Source organism: Rhodanobacter sp. DHG33 (assembly GCF_014843005.1).
Taxonomy (GTDB): domain Bacteria; phylum Pseudomonadota; class Gammaproteobacteria; order Xanthomonadales; family Rhodanobacteraceae; genus Rhodanobacter_A.
On record NZ_JACYXM010000006.1, the window covers coordinates 333,970 to 356,100 of the forward strand.

A 22,131-nucleotide genomic window follows, 5' to 3' on the forward strand; every position below is an offset into this window, starting at 1 on the left:
GGGCGGGATTCAATCCATGGAAATCTTTAACCACAACAGCAATATCCACTTCCTGCGCATCCGCGTCTTCAGCGTCGCGGTCGCCGCCGTGCTGATGATTGCCTCGATCGCGTTGCTCGCCACCAAGGGCCTGAACTACGGCCTGGACTTCACCGGCGGTGTCTCGCTGGTGGTGGATTACACCCAGCCGGTGCAGACCGGCGACGTGCGCGCCGCACTGGAAAAGGCCGGCCTCGAGAACACCATAGTGCAGAGCGTGGGCGGCAGCCGCGAGGTATCGATTCGCATGCAGCCCACCAAGGCGATGCTCGACACCAAGGGTCAGGTGGACCTCGACAAGGTGTCCGGTGTGGTGATGCAGCCGCTGAAGGCCGCGCGTGCCGATGCCACGCTGAAGAGCCGTTTCTCGGTCAGTGCCGAAGTCGGCGCCGAGCTGAAGAGCGACGGCATGGTCGCCGCCGTGTTCGTGATGCTTGGCATCATGGCCTATCTGTGGATCCGCTTCGAACGCCGCTTCGCCATCGCCGCGGTGCTTACCGAAGTCCACGATACGTTGGTGACGCTGGGTATCCTTGCGTTGACGGGGCGCGAGTTCGACATGACCGTGCTGGCCTCGGTGCTGGCGGTGATCGGCTACTCCATCAACGACAAGGTGGTGGTGTTCGACCGCATCCGCGAGCTGTTCCGTCTCGCGCGCAAGGCCGAGCCCGAGGAAATCCTCAACCGCTCGATCAACAGCACGCTGTCGCGAACCATCATCACATCGCTGTTCACCGGCATCACCATGGCCGCGCTGTTCTTCTTCGGTGGCTCGGCGGTGCACAACTTCGCGATCACGATGCTGATCGGCATCGTGGTGGGCACGCTCTCCTCGATCTTCGTGGCCAGTCCCATCCTGCTGTGGCTGGGCGTGTCGAAGAAGGATCTGATGCCGACGACCAAGGAAAACCCGGAGCTCGCCCGTCGCCCTTGAGAGGGCTCCCGCTTGCGGGACAGGAGCTGGGGGAGTTTCCCCGCGGATAGCAAACGGCCCGGCACAGTCCGGGCCGTTTGCGTTTTTGCTCAGCGCGATGTGCGGCTGCGCTTCGGCAGGGTGCTGGAGAAGGCGCTGGCCGATCCGCACTACTACCGCGTGCACCACGTGCGCGTGGATCGGGATCGGCCGCAGCTGCACTACTGCAATTTCGCTTTCATCTTCCCGGTATGGGACATCCTGTTCGGCACCGCGCTGTTCGGCGAGCCGGCATACCCCACCGGCGTGGGCGACCCGATGATGGATGCGGATAACCGCCGCGGCGTCGTGGGCCAGCAGCTATACGTGCTGCGCCGCTTCTGGGGCGTGCTGCGCCGCCGTGCCGGCTGGTGCCCTGGCGACGTGGCGTTCGACGAGGGTTATGCGCCGATGCCGGCACGGGATTTCGACCTCCAAGTGCCGGAAGCCAGCCAGATTCCGCTGGCACACGCGGGTATTCAGGCAGAGAGTTCGGCGTCCAGCTGAGCCAGGCGTTGCGGCGTGCCCACGTCCGTCCAGCGGCCGCGATGCAGCGTGCCGGTCAGCGCGTTGCGCGCCATGGCCGCTTCCAGCAGGGGGCGCAGCTTGAACCGCGGCGGTTTCGCTTCGGCCCCCGGCGCATCGCCCACCGCTTCGCGCCATCCATCCAGCAGTTCGCGGCGGAACACGCCGATGCCGCTGTAGGTGAGCCGCGATTCGCCGCCGGCATGCAGCAGGCCTTGCGCATCCATCCGGAAATCACCGCCGGGATGGTGTGCGGGGTTGTCCACCATCAGCAGATGGGCAAGGCCGACGGGTTCGGCGGGCAGGGTGGCGAGATCGGCGTCGCACCACACGTCGCCACTGATCGTCAGCACCGGCTCCGGCCCCAGCATGGGCAAGGCGTTGAGCATGCCGCCGCCGGTTTCCAGCGGTGTGGCGCCTTCGTATACATAGCGGATGCGCAGGCCCCAGCGCGAACCGTCGCCCAGCGTCTCGGGGAATTGTCCGGCGAGGTGCGAGGTGTTGATCGCCACGTAGTTCACGCCGACCGCGGCGAGTTTCTCCAGGTGCCACACGATCAGCGGCTTGCCGCCAACTGGCAGCAGCGGCTTGGGCGTGTGTTCGGTGAGCGGCCGCATGCGTTCGCCCAACCCTGCCGCGAAAATCAGCGCATGCCTCATGCCGCCACCTGCGTGAGGTCGCGACCCGTTGCATGCCGTTCGAGCAAGGCCGCGAAATCCGCCAGCTCGGGATAGCTGCGCGCCACCTCGACTACGTAGCGATAAACCTGCGGCACGTCCTTGAGATAACCCGGTTTGCCGTCGCGATACCAGAGCCGGTAGAACTGCCCCAGCACGCGCACATGGCGGTGCAGGCCGGTGAGGTCGAACCAGCGGCGGAAGCGCGTGGCATCCACGGTATCGTCGATCACGCTCGCGCCCAGCAGGCGCAACCGGTACGACTCCACCCAGCCTAGCACGCGCTCGCGCGGCCAGGCGATGTAGGCATCGCGCAACAGCGACGCGAGGTCATACGTCAGCGGGCCGTGCAACGCGCCCTGGAAATCGATGATGCCCGGATTGTTCTCGTCCACCACCAGCAGGTTGCGGCTGTGGTAGTCGCGATGCACGAACACCCGCGGCTGCGCCATGGCGTTGTGCACGATCAGGTCGAATGCCGCTTCCAGCACGTCCCATTCGTCGCAGCTGGGCGTGTGGCCGAGATGGCGTTCGAGGAACCATGTGGGCATCACCTCGAGCCCATTCACGAGCACCGTGCGATCGAAGGGCGGCAGGTCATCGCTGGCCACGCGGGTCTGCATGGCGAGCAGGGCATTCATCGCGTCGCCGTAGAGCCTGTCCGCACTGGCGTCGCTCAACTCGGCCAGATACAGCCGCGAGCCGAGATCTTCGATCAGCAGGAAGCCCTGTTGCAGGTCCTGCGCCGCCACCTTCGGCACGTGCAGTCCGGCCGTGGACAGACGCGCGTTCATCGCCAGCCACGGGCGCGGGTCTTCGCGCTCCGGCGGCGAATCCATCACGATCCAGCTCTGGCCGCCGTGCGAGGTGCGCCAGTAGCTGCGGAAGCTGGCATCGGCGGAGGCGGATTCCAGGGTGAGGGAGGAATCGCCAAGCGTGTGACGGGCCCAGGCAAGGCGGGCAGCGGTACGGTCGTCGGATGTCATGGAGAGGGGTTGGTTGCGATGGCGTCGCAGGGAGCAAAGCCGGCCGCGCCGCGCACGCTGGTCTGGTGGCCGACGAACGGGCGGTTGTTTCCATCATCGAGGCGGGCGGCATGGCCCCTGTGCTTCATGCTGTTCACGGAACGATGGTAGCGGCATTTGCCGCTTCGATGCCGGTGGAATGCATGCGTACATGCCGCCGTCGGACCGCATCACAGGCGCAGCTTCAGATCAGCCACGAAGGTCCGTTGCGGGAAGGGGTGGTAGAGGAAGTATTTCTCGTTCGTGAGGTTGTCCACGCCGAAACCGGCCGTCAGGTTGCTGTTGATCCGGTATTGGATACGCGCATCGAACACGGTGAACGCGTCGAACGCGCCGAAGACGTGCGGCGTGTCGTCGGTGTTGTCCAGCGTGGAGTACTGCCGTCCGCTGTAACGGCCGGCGAGCGTGAACGACCAGGCCTGGTCCGGGCGATACGTGGCCACCGCCGTGGCACGCCAGCGCGGCACGTAAGGCACGTGCTTGCCGTCGGCCGTGGTGCCTGCAGCGCTGGCGAAGCTGTCGTCGGACAGGATGGTGGAGTCGACGAAGGTCACGCTGCCCGACAGCTCCAGGCCCCGCAGCAGCACGTCGTCCCGTTGCATCGCGAGTTCCACGCCGCGATTGCGCACCTCGCCCACGTTGACCACGTAGTTCACCGGCACCGGGTACTGCGCCAGGAAGGCGGTCTGCTGGATCAGCGCATCGCGGGTGTTTTCCTGGAACAGCGACAGGCGCACCAGACCGCCGTCCGTGGCGTGCTCGACGGCCAGCTCGCCGTCATAGGCGCGCTCGGGCTTGAGGTCGGGGTTGGGCGAGGTGTAGGTGGTGCCGGTGGAGACGAGCTGGTACAGCTCGCCCACGGTCGGAAAGCGCACGGACCTGGCCAGCGAGCCGGTGATGCGCCAGTCCGGCGCCAGGTCCCAGCGCAGCGTCGCCTTGGGCGAGAAGGCATCGCTCTTCTCGGACGGCTGGTGGATCGCCGTCTTGCCGCTGAAGTTGAAACCGTCGCTGGCCTGCCACCACTCGTAGCGGCCGCCCAGCGTGAGCAGCCAGTCCGTGGCGAAGCGCCACGCATCCTGTGCCCATACGGCGCGGGTGGAGGTCTTGCCGCTGCCGGCCGAATACAGGGTGGTGGTGCTTTGCGGGTCCAGCCAGTCCGTCAGATTGGTCGTGGGGTTCTTCAGCGTGTACTGGTCGGCATGGGCACCGGCCGTCACCTCCTGCGTGCCGTCGTAGCCGTCCGGGCGCCAGGTGCCGCGCAGGTCGGCCGTGGACCAGTTCGTGCCGGCGTAGCTGGCCAGGCGGCCATGGGTCGTCAGGCCGGTATCCGCCGCCACACCTGCCGGGGTCCATTGGCTGTCCCTGAGGAACGCGTAGTGCGTGACGACGAGCTCGCCGTCGAAGTCGCCCCGCGTGTCGGTCTTCAGCGTGGCGGCCTGCATCAGGTGGTCGGCGCCTAGGCCGTAGATGCTGCTGGCAAAGGCTGCCGCCTTGCCGTAGGTGGGTGCGCCGGCGGCGTTGTCCAGATAAGTCTGTGCCTGCGCCTGTCCCATGTCGTGCCAGTAGCCGAGCATGTAGCTGGCCTGCAGCCAGGGCGTGATGTCGTAGCTCAGCCGGCCGTTGAGATCCAGCGTGCGGGAATGCAGCAGGCCGCCCGCGCCCAGCACGTTGGCCGTCTGGCCGGTCTTGTTCCGTGCCGGGAGGGTGCCGCTGGTGCCGGTCGGGACACCGGGGCTGGTGATGAAGCTCAGCGGTTGGCTGAAGCTGTTCATCGCATTGGCGGAGAAGAAGAAGCCCCAGTTGCCGCTGTGTTCGCCCGCAGTGAACGTGGTCTGGCTCGTCCATAGATGATCGTGCGTGCCGTAGAGGTCGAAATCCTGCATGGCCTCGGTCTGCTTGAGGGTGACCTCGGGCTGGTCCGGCAGTTTGGTGTCGATGCGCAGCACGCCGCCCATCGAGTTGCCGGGATACGCTGCCGAGAACGGGCCGTAGAGCATGTCGATGTGGTCGATGCTGTCCGGCGACGCCATGCCCCAGCGCGGCGCGCCGATGGTGTTGTTGTTGGCGATCAGCGCGGAGACAGGCACGTCGTCGATGTAGACCAGGGTGCGTGCGCTGGAATTGACGCCCCAGTCGCGCGTGGCCAGCACGGGCTGGGTATCGCCGTAGTTCCGCTTGCGGATGAACACGCTGGGCAGGTATTTGGCGGCGTCTTCCACGTCCACCGCATTGACCGTCTCCTGGATCTGCGCGGCGGCGACGGTCACTTTCGTCGCAGGAAAACCGGCCTGCGTTTTGGGTTCCGAGCGTGCGGAAACACTCACGCCTTCCAAGGTCTTGGCGGAGGTCTGGGGTGGCGTGGGCGTGTTGTCCCAGGCAGCGGCAAGTGTGGGGGCAAGCAGTGTCAAGGCCAGCGCGGGACGCGCGCGGCGGAAGCCTGGAGAAGGCATGTAGTCGATCCTGTGAACGGTAATGGCGTACGGCAACGCACCGCGCTTGCCCATCCACGAAGCGGGCGAACACGTAGCGTTTCCTTGTTCAGTAAGGGATCAAGCGGACGGTGGCCCGCGCGAGCGTCGTTCGAGCAGGGTGGACAGTGGAGCGTCGCGCTGCGTATCGCGGACGGCAAACGGCGCGGCAGGCAGCGGAAGGATGGTGAGTACCAGCCCGGTCGCCAGGGCCGGGGAGTGGCACATCAGGGTGCAATACCCGCAAGGATCGGGAGCCTGCGGGGCATCCGGCGACTGGCCGCCGTGATGCATGGCGGCGTGCATGGGGCAGTCCATGTCCATGCTGGCGCTGGCCGTCGTGGCGAAGGCCAGCGTTCGCGAAACCGTCGGCGCGAACAGGATCAAGCCGATCGCCAGAAAGGCCAGCCAGGTCGCGATGCTGCGGTGGGCGCGCTTGCGGAACAACATGTACCCGACAAAATCCGGATCTGAGGCGCGAAATGGTGTCATGCCGCCACGGCGGCATCCAGCCGCGCGAATGCGGCAAAGCGTCGCTGGACGATGTCGGAGGATGCGGGGCCAGCGCGTGAACACACGCTTCGATCCGCGCTTGAAAGCGCTTGGTGGCAGCGCGACCCGATGATTTGCGCAGGCGGCATCATCGCCGCACATGCCTCGGTGCTCGAGGGTACGGAATGCTTTTCGCGATCTTTTCCGCCCCAGGCCGGCCATCACCACCCGGATGGATTTCCACAGACGATGGTGAAGCCGCCAACAGACGGCTTCACCATGCGCGCGCTTTACCAGCCCATGTAATGGCCGCCGTTGATCGCCAGGTTCGCGCCAGTGATCCAGGCCGCCTCCTCGCCAGTGAAGAAGGCCACGGCGTGGGCGATTTCGTCGGGTCGGCCGAGGCGGCCCACCGGGATCTGCGCCACGATCTTGGCGCGCACGTCTTCGGGCACCGCCATCACCATGTCGGTGCCCACGTAGCCCGGCGAGACGGTGTTGACGGTGATGCCGAACTTGGCGTTTTCCTGCGCCAGCGAGATGGTGAAGCCGTGCATGCCGGCCTTGGCGGCGGCGTAGTTGGCCTGGCCGTACTGGCCCTTCTGGCCGTTGATGGAGCTGATCTGCACGATGCGGCCCCATTTGCGGTCGCGCATGCTTTCGATCACCGGGCGGGTGACGTTGAAGCAGGCGTTGAGGTTGGTGTTCAGCACCTCCGTCCACTGCTGGTAGCTCATCTTGTGGAAGGTGGTGTCGCGGGTGATGCCGGCGTTGTTGACCAGGATGTCCACCGGGCCGCACTTGCTGGCGATCTCCTGCACCATCGTTTCGCACGAATGGGGTTCGGAGACATCGCCGGACACCATGCACACCTCGATACCTTCATCGGCCATGGCCTTGCGCCAGGCTTCGGCTTTTTCCGGGTTGCGGTAGTTGGTGGCGACCCGGTGTCCCTGCCGGGCGAGGTAGCGCACGATGGCGCTGCCGATGCCACCCGTACCGCCCGTAACCAAAGCCGTGCGCTGCGTCATGTCGAATCTCCTTGGAATGGATGGCGGGCGCATGGCGCGACGATCAGCGACCGGCGTCGGCCCACAGAAGATTTATAACCACTCAGATGACAAAGCAACCGCTGCGTTGCGGTATGCGCTCAGGATCGAAGCGCAGTAGCGCGCCCGCCAGCATTTCCTGCGCGTCGCCGGCGTCCGCGGGCGACGGCTGGCCGAGAAAATCCAGGGCATGGCGCAACGCCGGCAGCGGGTCGGCGGGATCGACCGGCAGCGCCTGCGTCGACTTGGACAGCTTGCGACCCTGCGCATCCAGCGCCAGCGGCAGGTGCCGGTAGCGCGGCCTGGGCAAGTCCAGCAGATGCTGCAGATAGATCTGCCGCGGCGTGGAATCGAGCAGGTCGCAGCCGCGCACCACCTCGGTGATGCCCTGGTGGGCGTCGTCCACCACGCAGGCGAGCTGGTAGGAATACAGGCCTTCGACACGGCGTATCACGAAGTCGCCCGCGGTTTCGCGCAGGTTCTGCCGCTGCGGTCCCTGCAGGGCGTCGTCGAAGGCGATTTCGATATCCGGCGTGCGCAGCCGCCATGCGGGCTCGCGGTTCGGATCGGGCTGGCTCGCGCAGCGGCCGTCGCGGTGCGGCCCGAGGGCGGCCAGTTCGCTGCGGCTGCACCAGCAGGGAAAGACCGCATCGAGTTCGAGAAGCCGGGCTAACGCCGCGTCATAGGCGGTGCCGCGTTGCGACTGGTGCAGCGCCGGCTCGTCCGCGGCCAGCCCGAACGCCGGCAGCGCGGCGAGGATGGCGGCGGCCGAGCCGGGCACCTCGCGTGGTGGGTCGATGTCCTCCATGCGCAGCAGCCAGCGGCCGCCGGCATGCCGCGCGCACAGCCAGCTGCCGACGGCTGCGACCAGCGAGCCGAAGTGCAGCAGGCCGGTGGGCGAGGGGGCATAGCGTCCGCGGTAATCCATCCGCGGCAGTCTGCCTGCCCGGAAGCCGGCTGGCGAGAGCCGGCCGTCGGTCAGTCGTGCTGGTAGAGCGGGTAGAGGCTGGACTCCTCGCGCCCGATGCGCTGCGCCAGCAGCTCGCCGACCGCTGCGTAATCTTTGGCGAATTCCTCGTGCGATGACGCGTCGAGGGTGCCGGGTCCCTGGTACTTCTTGACGAAGTTCACCGCGCCGCGGGCGATGGTGTTCATCTCGCGGCGGAAGTCGCGCATCAGCTCCGCATTGTGCGCGTCTTCGCGAAGGCTCTGTTCGAGGTAGGTGTAGAAGCGCACGTTCTCGGTGAGGATGTGCGCCTCGAGCCGGGTCTTGAAGTTGACCAGCTCGCCGCGGATCTCGTCGTGGTGCCCATCCTGCAGCAGGTTGCCGATACGCTGGTACAGCGTCACCAGTTCGCCGTGGTCGCGCTTGAGCGAGTCGACCAGATTCGGGTCGTAATGGATGGTGCGGTGAGCCGGTTCATCGGCGTGCGGTGCGGCGCGGACGCTATCGTCCGCCGCGCTGCTCTTTTGCTTGAACAGCTTGCCAAATATGCCCATGTTGTCCCCCTGAGTGTGACCGAACCAGCCACATGCTGGGCTACTCTACGGGAAAGCCGCGGGCTGGCGTTGCGCAGTCAGTGCGCGTTTTCGGCAATTGCGGAAGATGGCGCATGCGCCACGAAAACTTTCGATGCGGCACCCGTGCGGCCACGCAAATTTCCGGCCCGGATCGCAAGCATTTGATGGGTTCCGACGGTGCCGGAACGGTGGTGCGAAGCCTGGTCCAACGCTTGAAACCCGCTGCCGGCGCCCCCACCACCATCGCGACTGCCCACTTTTTCACGTGACTGCCAAAGAGACAGCCATGCGCCGTATCGCACTATTTCTTGCTACCAATATCGCGGTCCTCTTTCTGCTGAGCATCGTCTGCCACCTGCTCGGTGTGGATCGGATGCAGGCCGCCCAGGGTTTCGGCGGCAGCACCGGCTTGCTGATCTATGCCGCCGTGTTCGGCATGGGCGGCGCCTTCATCTCGCTGGCCATGTCCAAATGGATGGCCAAGATGAGCACCGGCGCAAGGGTGATCGAACAGCCGGCCAACGAGACCGAACGCTGGCTGGTGGACACCGTGCGCCATCACGCGCAGAACGCCGGCATCGGCATGCCCGAGGTGGCGGTCTACGACGCGCCGGAAATGAACGCCTTCGCCACCGGCATGACGAAGAACAGCGCCATGGTGGCGGTGAGCACCGGCCTGCTGCAGCAGATGGATCGCGAGCAGGTTGCCGCGGTGCTCGGCCACGAAGTCGGTCACGTCGCCAACGGCGACATGGTAACCATGACCCTGATCCAGGGCGTGCTGAACACCTTGGTGATCCTCGCCGCGCGCGTGGTGGGCCGGCTGGTGGACAGCTGGCTGTCCGGCGGTCGCGACGACAACCGCGGCGGCGGCATCGGCTATTTCGTCACCGTGATGGTGCTGCAGCTGGTGTTCGGCCTGTTCGCCTCGATGATCGTGATGGCCTTCTCGCGCTGGCGCGAATTCCACGCCGATGCGGCCGGTGCGAAGCTGGCCGGGCGTGGCTCGATGATCTCCGCGCTGCAGCGCCTCAAGGGCGATCACGGCGAGAACACCCTGCCCAAGACGCTGGCCGCGTTCGGCATCTCCGGCCCGCTGGCGCAGGGTTTCCAGCGCCTGTTCATGAGCCATCCGCCGCTGGACGAGCGCATCGCGGCGCTGCAGAACGCTGCTTAACTAGTGCGCTCCTCCCTGAGCGCAAAGAACAAACCGGCATCCATGCCGGACTTTTCGAGAAGCCAAATCACATGAATGCACCCGCCACCGAAACCCGCAAATTCGAAGCCGAAGTCGCCCAGGTGCTGCACCTGGTCACCCATTCGCTGTACTCGCACAAGGAGATTTTCCTGCGCGAGCTGATCTCCAACGCTTCGGACGCCTGCGACAAGCTGCGCTTCGAGTCGCTGGGCAAGCCCGAGCTGCTGGGCGGCGACGGCGAGCTGCACATCGACGTGAGCTGGGACGAGGCCGCGCGCACCATCACCGTGCGCGACAACGGCATCGGCATGACGCGCGACGAAGTGGTGGCGAACATCGGCACCATTGCCAGCTCGGGTACGCGCCGTTTCCTCGAGGCGATGAGCGGCGAGCAGAAGGCCGACGCGCGGCTGATCGGCCAGTTCGGCGTGGGCTTCTATTCCGCCTTCGTGGTGGCCGACAAGGTCACCGTGCTCACCCGCCGCGCCGATGCGCCCGCGGGCGAGGGCGTGAAATGGGAGAGCGACGGCAAGGGCGAGTACGTGCTGGAGCAGGTCGAGCAGACCGAACGCGGCACGGCGGTGATCCTGCACCTCAAGGCCGACGAGGACGAGTTCCTCAAGGCTTGGCAGCTGAAGTCGCTGATCCGCAAGTACTCCGACCACGTGGCTTTCCCGATCCGCATGCCGAAGGAAGAAGACGGCAAGCCCACGGGCGAGTGGGAAACCGTCAACGACGCTTCCGCGCTGTGGGCCAAGCCGAAATCGGAGATCAGCGACGCGGATTACATCGGCTTCTACAAGTCGTTGGGCCACGACTTCAACGATCCGCTGGCCTGGACGCACAACCGCGTCGAGGGTAGCCAGAGCTTCACCACGCTGCTGTACATCCCCGAGCAGCCGCCGTTCGACCTGATGATGGGCGGGCGCGACGAGCGCAAGGGACTCAAGCTCTACATCAAGCGCGTCTTCATCATGGATGCGGCCGAGGAGCTGCTGCCGAACTATCTGCGCTTCGTGCGCGGCGTGGTGGACGCCGACGACCTGCCGCTCAACGTCAGCCGCGAAATCCTGCAGCACAACCGCCAGCTGGAGCGCATCAAGGCTGCCTGTGTGAAGCGCGTGCTGGACCTGATCGAGAAGCTGGCCAAGGACGAGCCGGAGAAGTTCGCCACCTTCTGCAAGGCCTTCGGCAACACGCTGAAGGAAGGCATCAGCGAGGATGCCAGCAATCGCGAGCGCATCGCCAAGCTCCTGCGCTTCGCCTCTACCAAGGGCGACGGCGCAAAGCAGACGGTATCGCTGGACGACTACGTCGGCCGCATGGCGGTGGGCCAGGACGCGATCTGGTACATCACCGCCGACAGCTATGCCGCCGCCGCGGGCAGTCCGCAGCTCGAGGCCTTTCGCGCCAAGGGCATCGAAGTGCTGTTGATGTTCGACCGCATCGACGAATGGATGGTCGGCTACCTCGGCGAATACGAAGGCAAGAAGCTGCGCAACGTGGCCAAGGGCGAGCTGCCGCTGGACGAGGCCGACAAGCAGAAGCAGGAAGAGGCCACCAAGCAGGCCGAGCCGCTGCTCAAGAAGCTCAAGGAACTGCTGGGCGATCGCGTGGGCGACGTGAAGGTTTCCGCGCGCCTCACCGATTCGCCGTCCTGCCTTGCGCTCAGCGACTACGAAATGGCGCCGCACCTCGCGCGTCTGCTGCGCGAAGCCGGCCAGGAGTTGCCGGAGAGCAAGCCTACGCTGGAGATCAATCCGCAGCACACGTTGCTCAAGCGCGTCGAAGCCGAGTCGGACGCGACGAAGGCGAAGGACCTGGCCACCCTGCTGCTGGAGCAGGCCGAGATCGCCGCGGGCGCGCAGCTGGCCGATCCGGCGGCTTTCGTGCAGCGCATGAACCGGGTGCTGCTGGACGCCTGAGCGCGTGGACTTCCGCGCAACAAAAAGCCCGTCGCGAGCGACGGGCTTTTTGTTGCGATCATCGCCGTCTTGGCAGGAGTCAGAAGTCGCTGCGTGCGTTTCCTGCCTGTCTGCGCGGATTCACCGTGTATGGCTGGGCTGCGACGAAGAAGGCGAGGTATTCGAAGTATTCGGGCTGTTGAAGGTAGTGTTCTGGACCGGCGGCTTGGCAGTCGTGGCTGGCGAAGACCGGTTGGTGCTCCGGTAGTTCGGCGGGAAGTCGCCGCGATAATGGTCCATGTGCATGAAGCGCCTGCCGCTCGGGAAGAAGTCGCGACTGGCCAGCGCGAGGCGATCGCCGTCGAGGTGCACCCAGTACCAGTTGCCCGGCGGCACGGGGTTGGTCGAGACGTAGGCGAAGTGGGCATTGTAATTGCCCGCGCCGTTCGGCTCGGCCTGGAGGGCCACGTTCATCACGAACTGGCTCGGTATCGGCTTGCCGTTCTTGTCGGTGGCAGGCGCGTGGATCATCTCGTCCAGGTTGGTGTTCAACAGGCGGCTCATCTTCGGCGGAAGCGAATAGGCCGGCGAGACTTCGGTGACCTTGCCATCGGCATTCACCTGCACCAGTACCGGCTCCACCCGATGCGGAAACGGGTTGAGCGTCATCAGGTCGTTGGCGATGGCGCCCGTATTGACCAGCAGGGCGACGGCTACGGCGGAAAACAGCTGCATCCTCATGTCAGTCTCCTTGTGACAGTGGATAAGGCCTATTTACGCCGCTCCATCGACCGGGTCAATCGGCGGAATGTGATGGGCGCCGCGGCCATCGGCCGGGCACTTTCTTTCATTCCGCGGGGGTTTTCCTGCGCCGCGGCTTCTTCTCCGAAGCTACCAGCAATTGCTGCAGGTAGGCGATGCCTTCTTCCTCCGGGAAAAAGGCCACCACGTCGGCCACGCTGAGCTGGTAGCGCTCACGCAGTACGAGGAATTCCTCGCGGGCGCGGGCGACGCGCGCCGCTTCGGCAGCCTTTTTGCCTAGGGGTTTGGCCTTCGGTTCGGGCCTGGCCTCGGGTTCCGGTTCGGGCTTCGGCGCAGGCTCCGGCTCGGGCCTGCCTTGGTCGAGGGCGGCAAGTTCGGCCTGAAACTGGCGGAAGTCGTAAGGCTTGGAATTCATGGTGCAGGCATAGTGGAGCGGGGATGGGCCATTTTCGCATGCCGGCGGGTTGCGCGACGGTCTTTCGACGGCTGGCGGGATCGCGTCTAATGCGGCGCTGGTTCCCGCGAAGCGGCTGATCGATGAGTGCCTTGCTGCTGCTGTTCGTCTGTTTGGCCCTGGGCGCGGCGGTGCGCCGCTTTGCGCAACCGCCGGCGGGCATCGTGCATGGCTTGAACTGGTGGGTGCTCAACATCGCGCTGCCGGCGCTGGTGCTGGAGCTGATCCCGGAGGTGAAGCCCGATCCGCGGCTGTGGTTTCCGGTGGCGGCGATCTGGCTCACCTTCTTCGGGGCTTGGCTGCTGTTTGCCTGGCTGGGGCGCCGGCTGGGCTGGTCGCGCGGGCGCATCGGCGCGCTGGTGCTGGTATGCGGGTTCGCCAATACCTCGTTCATGGGCTACCCGATGCTGCAGGCGCTGCACGGGCAGGCGGGCCTGGCGCTGGCCGTGGTGGCCGACCAGCTCGGCTGTTTTCCGCTGCTGGCTTCGGCCGGCGTGCTGGTGGCCGGCGTATACGCGGGGCGTACTGCCGATCCGTGGCAGATCGCGCGCCGGATCCTCACCTTTCCCGCCTTCCTTGCCCTGCTGGCGGGTGTGGCGGTCGGCATGCTCGGGGGCTGGCCAGCGGCGCTCGCGGGTGTGCTCCATTCGCTTGGCGGCACGCTGACGCCGCTGGCGCTGTTCTCCGTGGGCCTGCAGTTTCGCCTGCAGGGCATCCGCCACCAGTCCGGCCCGGTGGCCTTCGGGCTCGGCTGGAAACTGCTGCTGGCGCCGGCGCTGTGCTGGCTGCTGGGCGTAGCGACCGGCACGGGTGGCCTGGTATTGACCGTGGGCGTATTGCAGGCCGCGATGGCGCCCATGGTTTCCGCGGCCATCATCGCGGACGAGCACGCGCTGGATCCGGAGTTGGCGAATACCCTGCTGGGCGTCGGTATCGTGCTGTCGCTGCTGACGGTGCCGCTGCTGAATTTGTGGTTGCCGGCGGGTTAGCCGGCGGAAGGCAGCCGCGGCAGATGCCAGCCCCAGAGCACCGCGCCCAGGCGCAGGCCGAGGATGACCAGCACGCCGGCGGTGATGGCCCAGGATGACCGCAGGCCGACGGCTTTCAGCAGAAGATAGACCACGATGCCGGCGATGGCCGCGCTGGCGTAGATGTCCCGGCGGAAGATCAAGGGAACCTGCGCGCTCATCATGTCGCGCAGCATGCCGCCGGCGGCGCCGGTCATGGTGCCCATCAGCACCACGACGATGGGCGAGTGCCCGTCGGCCTCGGCCACCTGCGCACCGCTGATGGCGAACAGCGCCAGGCCCAGCGCGTCGGCCACCAGCAGGGCATGGTTCAAGGGCGGCAGCCAGGCGTTCCAGAGCATGGAGAGCAGGGCCGCCGCCAGAATCACCACGAGATAGCGCGCGTCGCGTATCCAGAAAATCGGATGCCGGTTCAGCAGCAGGTCGCGCAGCGTGCCGCCGCCGATCGCGGTGATCGCCGCGAGGGCCAGTCCACCCAGCAGATCCATGCCGGCGTGCGCGGCCGTCAGGGCGCCGCTGATCGCGAACACGGCGACGCCGATCAGGTCGAACAGATAGAGCAGCAAGCGTGGCGTCCGGCTGTCGGTCATGGCTGGGCCCAGTGGGAATCCGGGCGATAATGCCATCGATGAACGCCCCGCATACCGACAAACCGGCCGAAGTGCGTGCCGACGTGTGGCTATGGGCCGCGCGCTTCTTCAAGACGCGCAGCCTCGCCAAGCAGGCCATCGACGGCGGCAGGATCGACGTCAACGGCGTGGGCTGCAAACCGGCGAAAGCCCTGCGCGTGGGCGACGTGCTGAAGATCGGCCGCGGCGAGGAGCGGCTGGAAGTCGAGGTGCTGGCGCTGGCCGACAAGCGCGGCCCGGCCAGCGTGGCGCAGGCGCTTTACCGCGAGAGCGAGGCCAGCCGGCAGGCGCGCGAAGCATGGCGCGAGCAGCGCCGCCTGGTCGGCGTACAGGCGCCACGCCAGCGCCCGGACAAGCATGCACGCCGTGAATTGCGTCGCCTGAAGGACGATGCGGGCGGTTTTTGAGCAGGCTTTGCGCATTGCATCGCAGATTGCAGTGGTGTTTCTGCCTCACCATGCCTCGCAACGGCGGCCACGCCGGTCGGCGATTCCCGTCCGATGGGACGTGGCCAGGAGCACCGCAATGGATGGTATGGGTTTTTTCAAGCGTTGGCTGGGCGGCGCGGAGGCTTCGGCGCAGCGGCCGGAGGATCGGAAGCAGGCGCCGACCGGTACGCGCATGCTGGTGGTGGACGACTCGCCCACGATCTGCGCGGTGCTGGGCCGCATGCTGGAGCAGGACGGTTACGCGGTGCAGAAGGCCGCCGACGGCGAGCGCGCGCTGGAACTGGCCAAGGCCGAGCTGCCCGAACTGATCTTCCTCGACATCGTCTTGCCGGGCATCAACGGTTTCGCCGTGCTGCGCGCACTGCGTCACGACCCGCTGACCGCGCGCATCCCGATCGTGATGATCAGCGGCAACCCGCAGGCCACCGAGCAGTTCTACGTGCAGCGCTACGGCGCCGACGACTTCATCAAGAAGCCGTTCAACCGGCACGATGTCACCAGCAGCATCGGCCAGCTGGTTCGCTCGGGGCGGCTGCCTGCGCGCGATCTCGCCTTCGAGCGGATGCTCGTGCAGGGCCTGAAGGACGAAGTCGGCCATGCGGGCATGGCGTCCCTCGCAACCTGACGAAACGAGTTTCCCCGCGACGAAAAAGCCCGGAGGTGCGAGCCTCCGGGCTTTCTTTTGATCCCCGCTTAAGTCGTTGCCACAACAAGCATCGACGAGCTGGGCAACGCCGAAACGGACGCTCAGTGTTTCTGCTTGTAGATATGGCGGCTGTTGCGGTTTTCGGAGCGGTTGAGGTTCTTCTTTTCCTGCTTGGTCAGGTGGCCGTTGTGCTTGGCCTCGTCCACGCTTTCGCGGCGGCCGATGTTCGCGTCGTGGGTTTCGTCGCGGGTGGCCTGCGCCTGCGTCATCGTGCCGTTCTTCAGGCCGTTGTCGATGCGGTTCTGCTGGTTGTCCAGGCGGTTGTTGACCTCGTTGACGCGCGGATGGCCGGGCACATCGGTTTGCGCAGCGGTCTGCGCCATGACCTGGCCACCGACCATGGCGCTTCCGATGAGCAGACCGAACAGGACAATCTTCGACTTTGCATTCATGGCAATGTTTCCTTCGAGTAAGCGGATTGCATGATTGGGATGCGCCGCTTCGCCGTTGCCGGAAAAGCAGCATGCATGCGTCGAGTGGGCCAGCGCCTTCACTGCCTTGCCGATGGATCTCCTCCCGCGTCCTGCCCCATCGGTGCCCTTGGCTCACGCAGTTTCAGGAAACGAGCCGCCAGGAACGGTGTTGACAGTCTTTCCGGTAAAGATTTCGTTCGGTTCAGTTGGCGCACAACTTCATGTATCCGGGCTGTCCGCGATTGGGGGCGCGGCGGAAGAATGGTTTGCACCAGTCGCACGATCGACGGGCTGCGGCCATGCGGATCGGCGCCGCGACGAAGGCGGCGATCGGCGCGGTGTCCGTCATGGGCTTTCAGGGATCGCGCTCGGTGATTGCCAGGTTCAGTCGATCAGCTCGTGTGCCGTGATGCGCGCCGCTGCACGTATTTCCTCGCGGAAAGCATCGTCCTCGATGGTGCGCGCCAGCACCATGCCGCCCACGCACAGCGCGGCGAGCGCGAGCCCATGCCGCCGCGCTTCCTGTGTTCCCGCGGATACGTCGGCGCTTTGCGCGAGCATGCCGGCCATGCGCTCCAGCAGTTCGCGATAGGCGTGTTTCACGCCGGGGCTGGCGCGGGCCACGTCGGAGGGCAGAGCGATCATCGGGCAGTGGCCTTCGATGTCGTCCAGGTGTTCGCGGGATAGGTAGACGTCGACCATCTGGCGGGCAAACGCCACCCCGCAGCGCTCCGGATCGAAGTCCAGCTGCGGCCAGCGATCGATTGGGTTGAAGTCCTGATAGGCCGCCACCGCTTCCACGAACAATTCCTCCTTCGTGCGGAAGTGGTTGTAGAAGCCGCCGCGGGTGAGCTTGGCGCTGGCCATGATCTCGTCGATCGAGACCTCGGTGAAACCCTTGCGGTTGAACAGCACGCGGGCGCACTCGACGATGCGCGCGCGGGTCTGCTGCTTGTGTTCGGTGCTGTACGGCATGGCGGTTTCCTCCCGTGCCGGCACAGCGTAGCGCCGACGCTGAATATGTTCTTGAACATATATAGATGCGACGCAGACTGTGCTCCTCCATCACCGAGGAGCACCCCATGAAGCTGTACTACGCCGAGACCTTCAATCCTCGCAGGGCCTGTGCGGTGGCGCGGTATCTCGAAGCGCCGGTCGACTATGTGCGCGTCGACCTCGCGCGCGGCGAGCATCGGCAGCCGCCGTACCTCGCGCTGAACCCGAACGGCAAGGTGCCGCTGCTGGTCGACGGCGACCTGCGCCTGTGGGAGGCGGACGCGATCATGGTGCATCTCGCGGCGCAGGCCGGCTCGGACCTGTGGCCATCCGTTCCGGCGCAGCAGGTCGAGGCAGTGCGCTGGCTGTCCTGGAACCAGGCGCATTTCTTGCGGCACGGTGGCGCGCTGTACTTCGAGCATCTGATCAAGCCCTGGCTGGGCATGGGCGAGGCGGATGCGGTCGCGGTGGCGGAGGCCGAGAAGTTCTTCCGGCATTTCGCGGCGGTCCTCGACGCGCATCTGGCTGCGCACGAATGGCTGGTGGGCGACCGGCTCGGCGTGGCGGATTTCGCCGTTTCCACGCCGCTGGGCTGGGCGAAGGAAGCCCGCTTGCCGCTGGAAGGTTTCGAACATCTCGCGCGCTGGCATGGGCAGCTACAGGCCCTGCCGGCATGGCGCGAACCGTTTCCGCAGATGGCCGCCGCGGCCTGACCTTCATCCGAGGTACCTGTCATGCGCAGACTCATTGCTTTCGAAATGGTGACGCTGGACGGTTGCTATGCCAGCACGGACGGCGACTTCGGCTGGACCCATCGGCGGGAACGCGATGCGGAATGGGATGCCTTCGTGCAGGGCAATGCGGGCAGCGGCGGCGAACTGGTGTTCGGGCGCGTCACCTACCAGATGATGGCGGCCTGGTGGCCCTCGCCGGCGGCGGCGCAGAACGAGCCGCTGGTGGCCGAGCGCATGAACGCGATGCCGAAGTTCGTCTGCTCGCACACGCTGCACACTGCCGCATGGAACAACACCACCGTGCTGGAGGGCGATGCGGTCGCGCGGCTGCAGGCGCTGAAGCGCGAGCCCGGCGCGGATCTGGTGATCCTCGGCAGCGGCGGCCTGGTGGCGTCGCTGGGGCAGGCCGGAGTGATCGACGAATACCAGCTGGTGATCATTCCGATCGTGCTGGGCAAGCGCGGCAGATCGCTGTTCGGCGGCTTCGATGGCGGCATGGATCTGCGCCTCGTCCAGTCGCGGCGCTTCGGCAACGGCAACATGCTGCTCTGCTACGAACCGCAGGTGCGCGCCGCGGAACATTGAGGCCGCATGCTTGCGTCCGCGCCGTCGCGATGGCACAAGCGCTGGCGAAGAAGCTGCGCGTGGCGATTGCCGATGCCGAGCCTGCATGCGAAACGGGCCGCCAGGAATTTCCTGGCGGCCCGTTTGTCTGCCTGGTCAGAACGGAGAATCAATAGTCGTAGGTGATGCCGAACTGCACGTAGCGCGGGCTTTCCAGGCTGTACGGCAACAGATGCTGGGGATTGATCGAGGTGACCACCGTGCCGTTCTCGACGGTGGGGAAGCCCTGATTGTACTGGCCGTAGTACTGCGTGACGTTTTGCTCGTTGAACACGTTGTGGACCTGCAGCTGGAAGTCCAGCTTGTGGTTGGCGAAGGCCGGCCGGTAGTCAACCTGCAGGTTCAACTGATGCGTCCACGGCGTGAAGCCGGTGGTGCCGCCCGGCGTCGGTACGCCGTTGCACCAGTGATAGGACGAGCTGTAGCCGCCGGGATCGCTTTGGTTCGGGCCGTAGAAGCCGAGGCAGGACACCGGCGTGCCCGAGGCGATGCGGTAGGTGCCGCCGACGCTCCACTCCGGCGTGATCTGGTACGAACCGTACAGGCGCAGCTGGTGCTTCTGGTCGTTCGCCTGGAGGCCGTTGGCATACGACATGATCTGGGCGAAGTCCCACTGCTCGGTGATCGACTGCGAGCTGCCGCCCTGGCCGATGTTCGATTCCACCGGCCCCTCGGTGTCGCCGTAGCTGCGCGAGAAGGTGTAGTCGATCTTGCCGTACCACTTGCCGTCGAACGGGTGCTCCAGGTACAGGTCCAGCGAGTAGTAGTTGCGCTTGAGCTGCGGGAAGCCGAAATCCGCGTTGGTCAGCTTCACTTCGCTATAGCCGCCGCTGCCGTTCGCGATCCGCAAGGTGTTGGCGACGCCCGGATTGATCAGGAGGCTGCCAAGGATGGCGCTGGGATCGATGGTGACCCCCTGCGCCGCGGCCGCGTTTTCGATGATGGCGGCGTTGGCTCCTTCGGAGCCGTACCAGTCGTCGATGGCGCGACCCAGCTTGTTGACGGTGCCGGTGGCGCCGTAAACCCAGCTCTGGCCGAACATCTTGAACTGCTGCTGCATGCCCAGCACGAACTGATCCTGGTACTCCGCCTTGAGGTTCGCGGACGTGGTCTCCTTGGCCGGGATCGAAGTGCCGTTTTCGCTGTTGACGTAGTAGGTGTTGTTCGGAAAGGTGTTCGGCACCAGCACCGGATTGACCGGCGTGCCGTCGGCATTGATGCCCGAGTACGTGTAGAACTGTTCCGTGTACAACGGATCGCTGGCCTCGCGCAGCGCCACGGAAGTGGGCATCGCCAGGTAGTAGCGGCCGGCGTTGCCGAACACCTTCATGCTGGAGTCGCCGAACACGTCCCAGCTGAAGCCGATGCGCGGCGCCCACTGCGGCTTGGTCAGGCGCAGGTAGGGCTCGCCTGCCGGGTTGAAGTTGGTGAACTGGTCGTTGCGCAGGCCGAGGTTGAGCAGGAAGTTCGGCGTGATCTGCCAGTTGTCCTGGATGTACTGCGCACGCTGCATCACCTCCACCGAGGCGCTGCTGGTGAACACGTACTTTTCCACGTAGCAGCCCTTGGTGCCGCCCACGCAGGGCGTACCCGGCCCAGCTGTCCCGACGCCGGCGAGTTGGATGATGTCGGCGCCCGGCGCGCCGGTCTGCCCGTAGCTCCAGGAATACCCCGGACCGCTCATCGACACGCCGTCGTCCTTGTCGAGGCTGGTGTCGTTGTCGATGCCGAACTGGATGTCGTGATTGCCCAGCTTCCAGTCCAGATCCAGGCGCAGGTTGCGCACCTCGGAACGGTGGGCCGGGTCGTTCAAGTTGAGGTAGAGGCTTGAGTTGTGGATGTAGCAGGAGGCGCACGACAGGTAGGCCGGGTTTTCGTTCGCAGTGCTTCCGACGTAGGTCAGGCTGGGGTCGTAGCCCGGGTAACCGGTGTAGTACGTGCCGTTCATCTTGCCGTACAGGAAGTTCAGCGTGAGGTTGTCGGTGATGTACGAGGTGTACTTGGCGATCCAGATCTTGAAGGCGGTTTTCGAGCGATCGCCTTCGGCCTCGAATGAATTGGCCGTGCGAGTGGCGTTGTCGTAGTTGTAGTACTGCTCGGGGGCGTTCTGCGCCGAGTTGTAGATGCTGGTCAGCGACAGGATGTTGTTGGAATTGATGTTCCAGTCCAGCTTGCCGTAGAACTTGGGGTCGCTGTCCTTCCAGTAGCCGACGTTGCCGGCGTTGACGGTGCCCACCGTGTGCCCCTGCGACTTGTCGACTTCGGCCGACAGGAACAGGAACAGCGTGTCCTTGATCAGCGGACCGCCGAGGTAGGCGTCGTACACTGTGTTCCAGCTGCTGTTGGCCTGGCGGTATTGCTCGAGATTGCCGTACTCCTCGCCCGCTGTGGTGCTCAGCGGGTTGTTCCAGTAGATGTTGTTGGCGCTGCTCTGCGCGAAGGCCGGCTGCCACAGCACTTGGCCACCGAAGTGCCAGTCGTTGGTGCCGCTCTTGCCCACCTGGCTGATCACGCCGCCGGCCGAGCGGCCGTACTGCGCGCCATAGCCGCTGGTAAGGGTCTGCTGCTGGTCGATCGAGCCGTAGGGCAGCGTGATGCCACCGGTGTTGCTGAGCGGGTCGGTGGTGTTGAAGCCGTTGATGTAATAAGCGTTCTCGACGATGGACGAGCCGCCGAACGAAACCAGCGGCTCGCCGGTGGGGCCGGCGCCGAGCATGGACGCGCCCGAGATGGTGCCCGGCGCCAGCAGGGCGATGGCCGCCGAATTGCGCGCCAGCGGCAACTGGGTCAGCTGCTGCGAGGTGATGGTCAGGTTCTGGGTAGTCGAGGTCACGTCGATCGCGGGCAACGCATTCGCCGTCACGGTTACCGAGCTCAGCGTGCTGGTGTCCTTGCCGCCGGGTTGTGTGAAGTCGGCCTCGGAGGCACCGCCTGCGCTCGGATTGACGTGATTGTGGGTCTGCACCACGGCACCGTTCTGGATGAGATTGACCGTGTAGTCGCCGACCGGCACGGTCACCGAATAGTGACCGGTGCTGTCGACCGGCACGGTGCGGTTGAAGCCCGCGCCGCCGATGACCTGCACGGTGGTGCCGGACGCGGGAGCACTGCCGAAGATGGTGCCGGTGGTCGCCTGGGCGAATGCCTGCCCGGACAGGCCTGCCCCCATCGCGATGGCCGCGGTCAGCGCGGTGCGGCGTGTGATGCGGCGCGACGATGCTTGGTGCTTGCTATTCATCGAATACCCCTCGTGGCCAAACTGCTGTTTGGTTCGGTTGCGATGGTCGGATCGCCATCTGACCCGGCGCGTTTCTCTACGCGCCGGAGAAGTCAGGCCAACGGAACCCGCTCCTGACCTGGAATTGCCCGGAAGCATCCGCCTCGTTGCGAGGCGCCCCTTGACTCACTTCGGGCAAATCGAACCTACGAGTATCGAAAGAAAAAATCAAATAACAAAAAATTGTGAAAGTATGTATAGGTTCCGAT

The 22,131-nt window shown here is 65.6% G+C and carries 23 protein-coding genes; 10 read left to right on the plus strand and 13 right to left on the minus strand.

What is annotated here, in order from left to right:
* The first annotated feature begins 16 nt into the window (after window positions 1-16).
* Window positions 17-973: a protein translocase subunit SecF gene (gene secF / locus IHE46_RS13070; protein ID WP_192165075.1), complete on the plus strand. Its 957-nt coding sequence runs from the start codon at window positions 17-19 to the stop codon at window positions 971-973.
* A 99-nt stretch (window positions 974-1,072) separates the two neighbouring features.
* Window positions 1,073-1,498 carry a hypothetical protein gene (locus IHE46_RS13075; protein WP_192165076.1) on the plus strand — a complete coding sequence of 142 codons (426 nt, stop codon included), beginning with the start codon at window positions 1,073-1,075 and terminating at the stop codon, window positions 1,496-1,498.
* Here IHE46_RS13075 and murU read toward each other — a convergent pair.
* From murU to IHE46_RS13110, 7 genes are all read right to left on the minus strand, one after another.
* On the minus strand, window positions 1,471-2,175 hold the full coding sequence (gene murU / locus IHE46_RS13080) for an N-acetylmuramate alpha-1-phosphate uridylyltransferase MurU (RefSeq protein WP_192165077.1): 705 nt from the start codon (window positions 2,173-2,175) through the stop codon (window positions 1,471-1,473). The two genes, IHE46_RS13075 and murU, sit on opposite strands and share 28 nt — an antisense overlap.
* Window positions 2,172-3,179: a phosphotransferase gene (locus IHE46_RS13085; RefSeq protein WP_192165078.1), complete on the minus strand. Its 1,008-nt coding sequence runs from the start codon at window positions 3,177-3,179 to the stop codon at window positions 2,172-2,174. Before IHE46_RS13085 ends, murU begins: the two co-directional genes overlap by 4 nt.
* A 209-nt stretch (window positions 3,180-3,388) precedes the next feature.
* Entirely contained in the window at window positions 3,389-5,668 is a 2,280-nt protein-coding gene (locus IHE46_RS13090; protein ID WP_192165079.1) for a TonB-dependent receptor, read from the minus strand.
* 99 nt (window positions 5,669-5,767) lie between these two features.
* On the minus strand, window positions 5,768-6,178 hold the full coding sequence (locus IHE46_RS13095; protein WP_225563040.1) for a DUF2946 domain-containing protein: 411 nt from the start codon (window positions 6,176-6,178) through the stop codon (window positions 5,768-5,770).
* Window positions 6,179-6,468: 290 nt separating this feature from the next.
* On the minus strand, window positions 6,469-7,209 hold the full coding sequence (locus IHE46_RS13100; protein WP_192165081.1) for a beta-ketoacyl-ACP reductase: 741 nt from the start codon (window positions 7,207-7,209) through the stop codon (window positions 6,469-6,471).
* Window positions 7,210-7,291: 82 nt separating this feature from the next.
* The gene (gene gluQRS / locus IHE46_RS13105) at window positions 7,292-8,155 is read right to left on the minus strand and encodes a tRNA glutamyl-Q(34) synthetase GluQRS (RefSeq protein ID WP_192165082.1); all 864 of its coding nucleotides are present in this window, start codon (window positions 8,153-8,155) and stop codon (window positions 7,292-7,294) included.
* Between the two features lie 50 nt (window positions 8,156-8,205).
* Complete coding sequence (locus IHE46_RS13110; RefSeq protein WP_192165083.1) at window positions 8,206-8,727, minus strand: hemerythrin domain-containing protein; 522 nt, start codon at window positions 8,725-8,727, stop codon at window positions 8,206-8,208.
* A gap of 113 nt (window positions 8,728-8,840) precedes the next feature.
* Here IHE46_RS13110 and IHE46_RS13115 point away from each other — a divergent pair, with 113 nt between their 5' ends.
* The 3 genes from IHE46_RS13115 (at window position 8,841) to htpG (ending at window position 11,871) form a co-directional block, all read left to right on the plus strand.
* Window positions 8,841-9,017, plus strand: coding sequence for a hypothetical protein (locus IHE46_RS13115; protein WP_192165084.1), 177 nt, complete (start codon window positions 8,841-8,843; stop codon window positions 9,015-9,017).
* Between the two features lie 17 nt (window positions 9,018-9,034).
* Window positions 9,035-9,925, plus strand: coding sequence for a protease HtpX (htpX, locus tag IHE46_RS13120; RefSeq protein WP_192165085.1), 891 nt, complete (start codon window positions 9,035-9,037; stop codon window positions 9,923-9,925).
* A 71-nt stretch (window positions 9,926-9,996) separates the two neighbouring features.
* A complete protein-coding gene (htpG, locus tag IHE46_RS13125; protein WP_192165086.1) occupies window positions 9,997-11,871 on the plus strand; it encodes a molecular chaperone HtpG in 1,875 nt (624 codons plus the stop codon).
* Between the two features lie 120 nt (window positions 11,872-11,991).
* Here htpG and IHE46_RS13130 read toward each other — a convergent pair whose 3' ends face one another.
* Entirely contained in the window at window positions 11,992-12,591 is a 600-nt protein-coding gene (locus IHE46_RS13130) for a hypothetical protein (protein WP_192165087.1), read from the minus strand.
* Window positions 12,592-12,697: 106 nt separating this feature from the next.
* Complete coding sequence (locus IHE46_RS13135) at window positions 12,698-13,027, minus strand: 2-hydroxyacyl-CoA dehydratase (protein WP_192165088.1); 330 nt, start codon at window positions 13,025-13,027, stop codon at window positions 12,698-12,700.
* Between the two features lie 122 nt (window positions 13,028-13,149).
* Here IHE46_RS13135 and IHE46_RS13140 point away from each other — a divergent pair, with 122 nt between their 5' ends.
* Window positions 13,150-14,055: an AEC family transporter gene (locus tag IHE46_RS13140; RefSeq protein WP_192165089.1), complete on the plus strand. Its 906-nt coding sequence runs from the start codon at window positions 13,150-13,152 to the stop codon at window positions 14,053-14,055.
* Here the strand turns inward: IHE46_RS13140 and IHE46_RS13145 are convergent.
* Window positions 14,052-14,684: a trimeric intracellular cation channel family protein gene (locus IHE46_RS13145; RefSeq protein ID WP_225563041.1), complete on the minus strand. Its 633-nt coding sequence runs from the start codon at window positions 14,682-14,684 to the stop codon at window positions 14,052-14,054. The two genes, IHE46_RS13140 and IHE46_RS13145, sit on opposite strands and share 4 nt — an antisense overlap.
* A gap of 38 nt (window positions 14,685-14,722) precedes the next feature.
* On the opposite strand from IHE46_RS13145, the gene IHE46_RS13150 reads away from it, so the two are divergent.
* Window positions 14,723-15,130, plus strand: coding sequence for an RNA-binding S4 domain-containing protein (locus tag IHE46_RS13150; RefSeq protein WP_192165090.1), 408 nt, complete (start codon window positions 14,723-14,725; stop codon window positions 15,128-15,130).
* A gap of 118 nt (window positions 15,131-15,248) precedes the next feature.
* Complete coding sequence (locus IHE46_RS13155) at window positions 15,249-15,797, plus strand: response regulator (RefSeq protein WP_192165091.1); 549 nt, start codon at window positions 15,249-15,251, stop codon at window positions 15,795-15,797.
* Between the two features lie 122 nt (window positions 15,798-15,919).
* Here IHE46_RS13155 and IHE46_RS13160 read toward each other — a convergent pair whose 3' ends face one another.
* Window positions 15,920-16,270, minus strand: coding sequence for a hypothetical protein (locus IHE46_RS13160; RefSeq protein ID WP_192165092.1), 351 nt, complete (start codon window positions 16,268-16,270; stop codon window positions 15,920-15,922).
* 405 nt (window positions 16,271-16,675) lie between these two features.
* Window positions 16,676-17,266, minus strand: a complete 591-nt coding sequence (locus IHE46_RS13165) for a TetR/AcrR family transcriptional regulator (RefSeq protein ID WP_192165093.1) — start codon at window positions 17,264-17,266, stop codon at window positions 16,676-16,678.
* A gap of 107 nt (window positions 17,267-17,373) precedes the next feature.
* On the opposite strand from IHE46_RS13165, the gene IHE46_RS13170 reads away from it, so the two are divergent.
* Together IHE46_RS13170 and IHE46_RS13175 are read left to right on the plus strand one after the other, a co-directional pair.
* Window positions 17,374-18,000 (plus strand): glutathione S-transferase family protein, encoded by a 627-nt coding sequence (locus IHE46_RS13170; RefSeq protein WP_192165094.1) that lies wholly within the window; start codon window positions 17,374-17,376, stop codon window positions 17,998-18,000.
* Between the two features lie 21 nt (window positions 18,001-18,021).
* Entirely contained in the window at window positions 18,022-18,606 is a 585-nt protein-coding gene (locus IHE46_RS13175) for a dihydrofolate reductase family protein (protein WP_192165095.1), read from the plus strand.
* Window positions 18,607-18,754: 148 nt separating this feature from the next.
* Here the strand turns inward: IHE46_RS13175 and IHE46_RS13180 are convergent, their stop codons facing one another.
* On the minus strand, window positions 18,755-21,883 hold the full coding sequence (locus IHE46_RS13180) for a TonB-dependent receptor (protein ID WP_192165096.1): 3,129 nt from the start codon (window positions 21,881-21,883) through the stop codon (window positions 18,755-18,757).
* Window positions 21,884-22,131 lie beyond the last annotated feature (248 nt).

What these genes read in the sequence shown, in the direction of transcription:
- secF (WP_192165075.1), top strand. Translation starts at nt 17, where the DNA reads ATGGAAATCTTTAACCACAACAGCAATATCCACTTCCTGCGCATCCGC.
- murU (WP_192165077.1), bottom strand. Translation starts at nt 2,175, where the DNA reads ATGAGGCATGCGCTGATTTTCGCGGCAGGGTTGGGCGAACGCATGCGG.
- IHE46_RS13085 (WP_192165078.1), bottom strand. Translation starts at nt 3,179, where the DNA reads ATGACATCCGACGACCGTACCGCTGCCCGCCTTGCCTGGGCCCGTCAC.
- IHE46_RS13090 (WP_192165079.1), bottom strand. Translation starts at nt 5,668, where the DNA reads ATGCCTTCTCCAGGCTTCCGCCGCGCGCGTCCCGCGCTGGCCTTGACA.
- IHE46_RS13095 (WP_225563040.1), bottom strand. Translation starts at nt 6,178, where the DNA reads ATGACACCATTTCGCGCCTCAGATCCGGATTTTGTCGGGTACATGTTG.
- IHE46_RS13100 (WP_192165081.1), bottom strand. Translation starts at nt 7,209, where the DNA reads ATGACGCAGCGCACGGCTTTGGTTACGGGCGGTACGGGTGGCATCGGC.
- gluQRS (WP_192165082.1), bottom strand. Translation starts at nt 8,155, where the DNA reads ATGGATTACCGCGGACGCTATGCCCCCTCGCCCACCGGCCTGCTGCAC.
- IHE46_RS13110 (WP_192165083.1), bottom strand. Translation starts at nt 8,727, where the DNA reads ATGGGCATATTTGGCAAGCTGTTCAAGCAAAAGAGCAGCGCGGCGGAC.
- IHE46_RS13115 (WP_192165084.1), top strand. Translation starts at nt 8,841, where the DNA reads ATGCGCCACGAAAACTTTCGATGCGGCACCCGTGCGGCCACGCAAATT.
- htpX (WP_192165085.1), top strand. Translation starts at nt 9,035, where the DNA reads ATGCGCCGTATCGCACTATTTCTTGCTACCAATATCGCGGTCCTCTTT.
- htpG (WP_192165086.1), top strand. Translation starts at nt 9,997, where the DNA reads ATGAATGCACCCGCCACCGAAACCCGCAAATTCGAAGCCGAAGTCGCC.
- IHE46_RS13130 (WP_192165087.1), bottom strand. Translation starts at nt 12,591, where the DNA reads ATGAGGATGCAGCTGTTTTCCGCCGTAGCCGTCGCCCTGCTGGTCAAT.
- IHE46_RS13135 (WP_192165088.1), bottom strand. Translation starts at nt 13,027, where the DNA reads ATGAATTCCAAGCCTTACGACTTCCGCCAGTTTCAGGCCGAACTTGCC.
- IHE46_RS13140 (WP_192165089.1), top strand. Translation starts at nt 13,150, where the DNA reads ATGAGTGCCTTGCTGCTGCTGTTCGTCTGTTTGGCCCTGGGCGCGGCG.
- IHE46_RS13145 (WP_225563041.1), bottom strand. Translation starts at nt 14,684, where the DNA reads ATGACCGACAGCCGGACGCCACGCTTGCTGCTCTATCTGTTCGACCTG.
- IHE46_RS13150 (WP_192165090.1), top strand. Translation starts at nt 14,723, where the DNA reads ATGAACGCCCCGCATACCGACAAACCGGCCGAAGTGCGTGCCGACGTG.
- IHE46_RS13155 (WP_192165091.1), top strand. Translation starts at nt 15,249, where the DNA reads ATGGATGGTATGGGTTTTTTCAAGCGTTGGCTGGGCGGCGCGGAGGCT.
- IHE46_RS13160 (WP_192165092.1), bottom strand. Translation starts at nt 16,270, where the DNA reads ATGAATGCAAAGTCGAAGATTGTCCTGTTCGGTCTGCTCATCGGAAGC.
- IHE46_RS13165 (WP_192165093.1), bottom strand. Translation starts at nt 17,266, where the DNA reads ATGCCGTACAGCACCGAACACAAGCAGCAGACCCGCGCGCGCATCGTC.
- IHE46_RS13170 (WP_192165094.1), top strand. Translation starts at nt 17,374, where the DNA reads ATGAAGCTGTACTACGCCGAGACCTTCAATCCTCGCAGGGCCTGTGCG.
- IHE46_RS13175 (WP_192165095.1), top strand. Translation starts at nt 18,022, where the DNA reads ATGCGCAGACTCATTGCTTTCGAAATGGTGACGCTGGACGGTTGCTAT.
- IHE46_RS13180 (WP_192165096.1), bottom strand. Translation starts at nt 21,883, where the DNA reads ATGAATAGCAAGCACCAAGCATCGTCGCGCCGCATCACACGCCGCACC.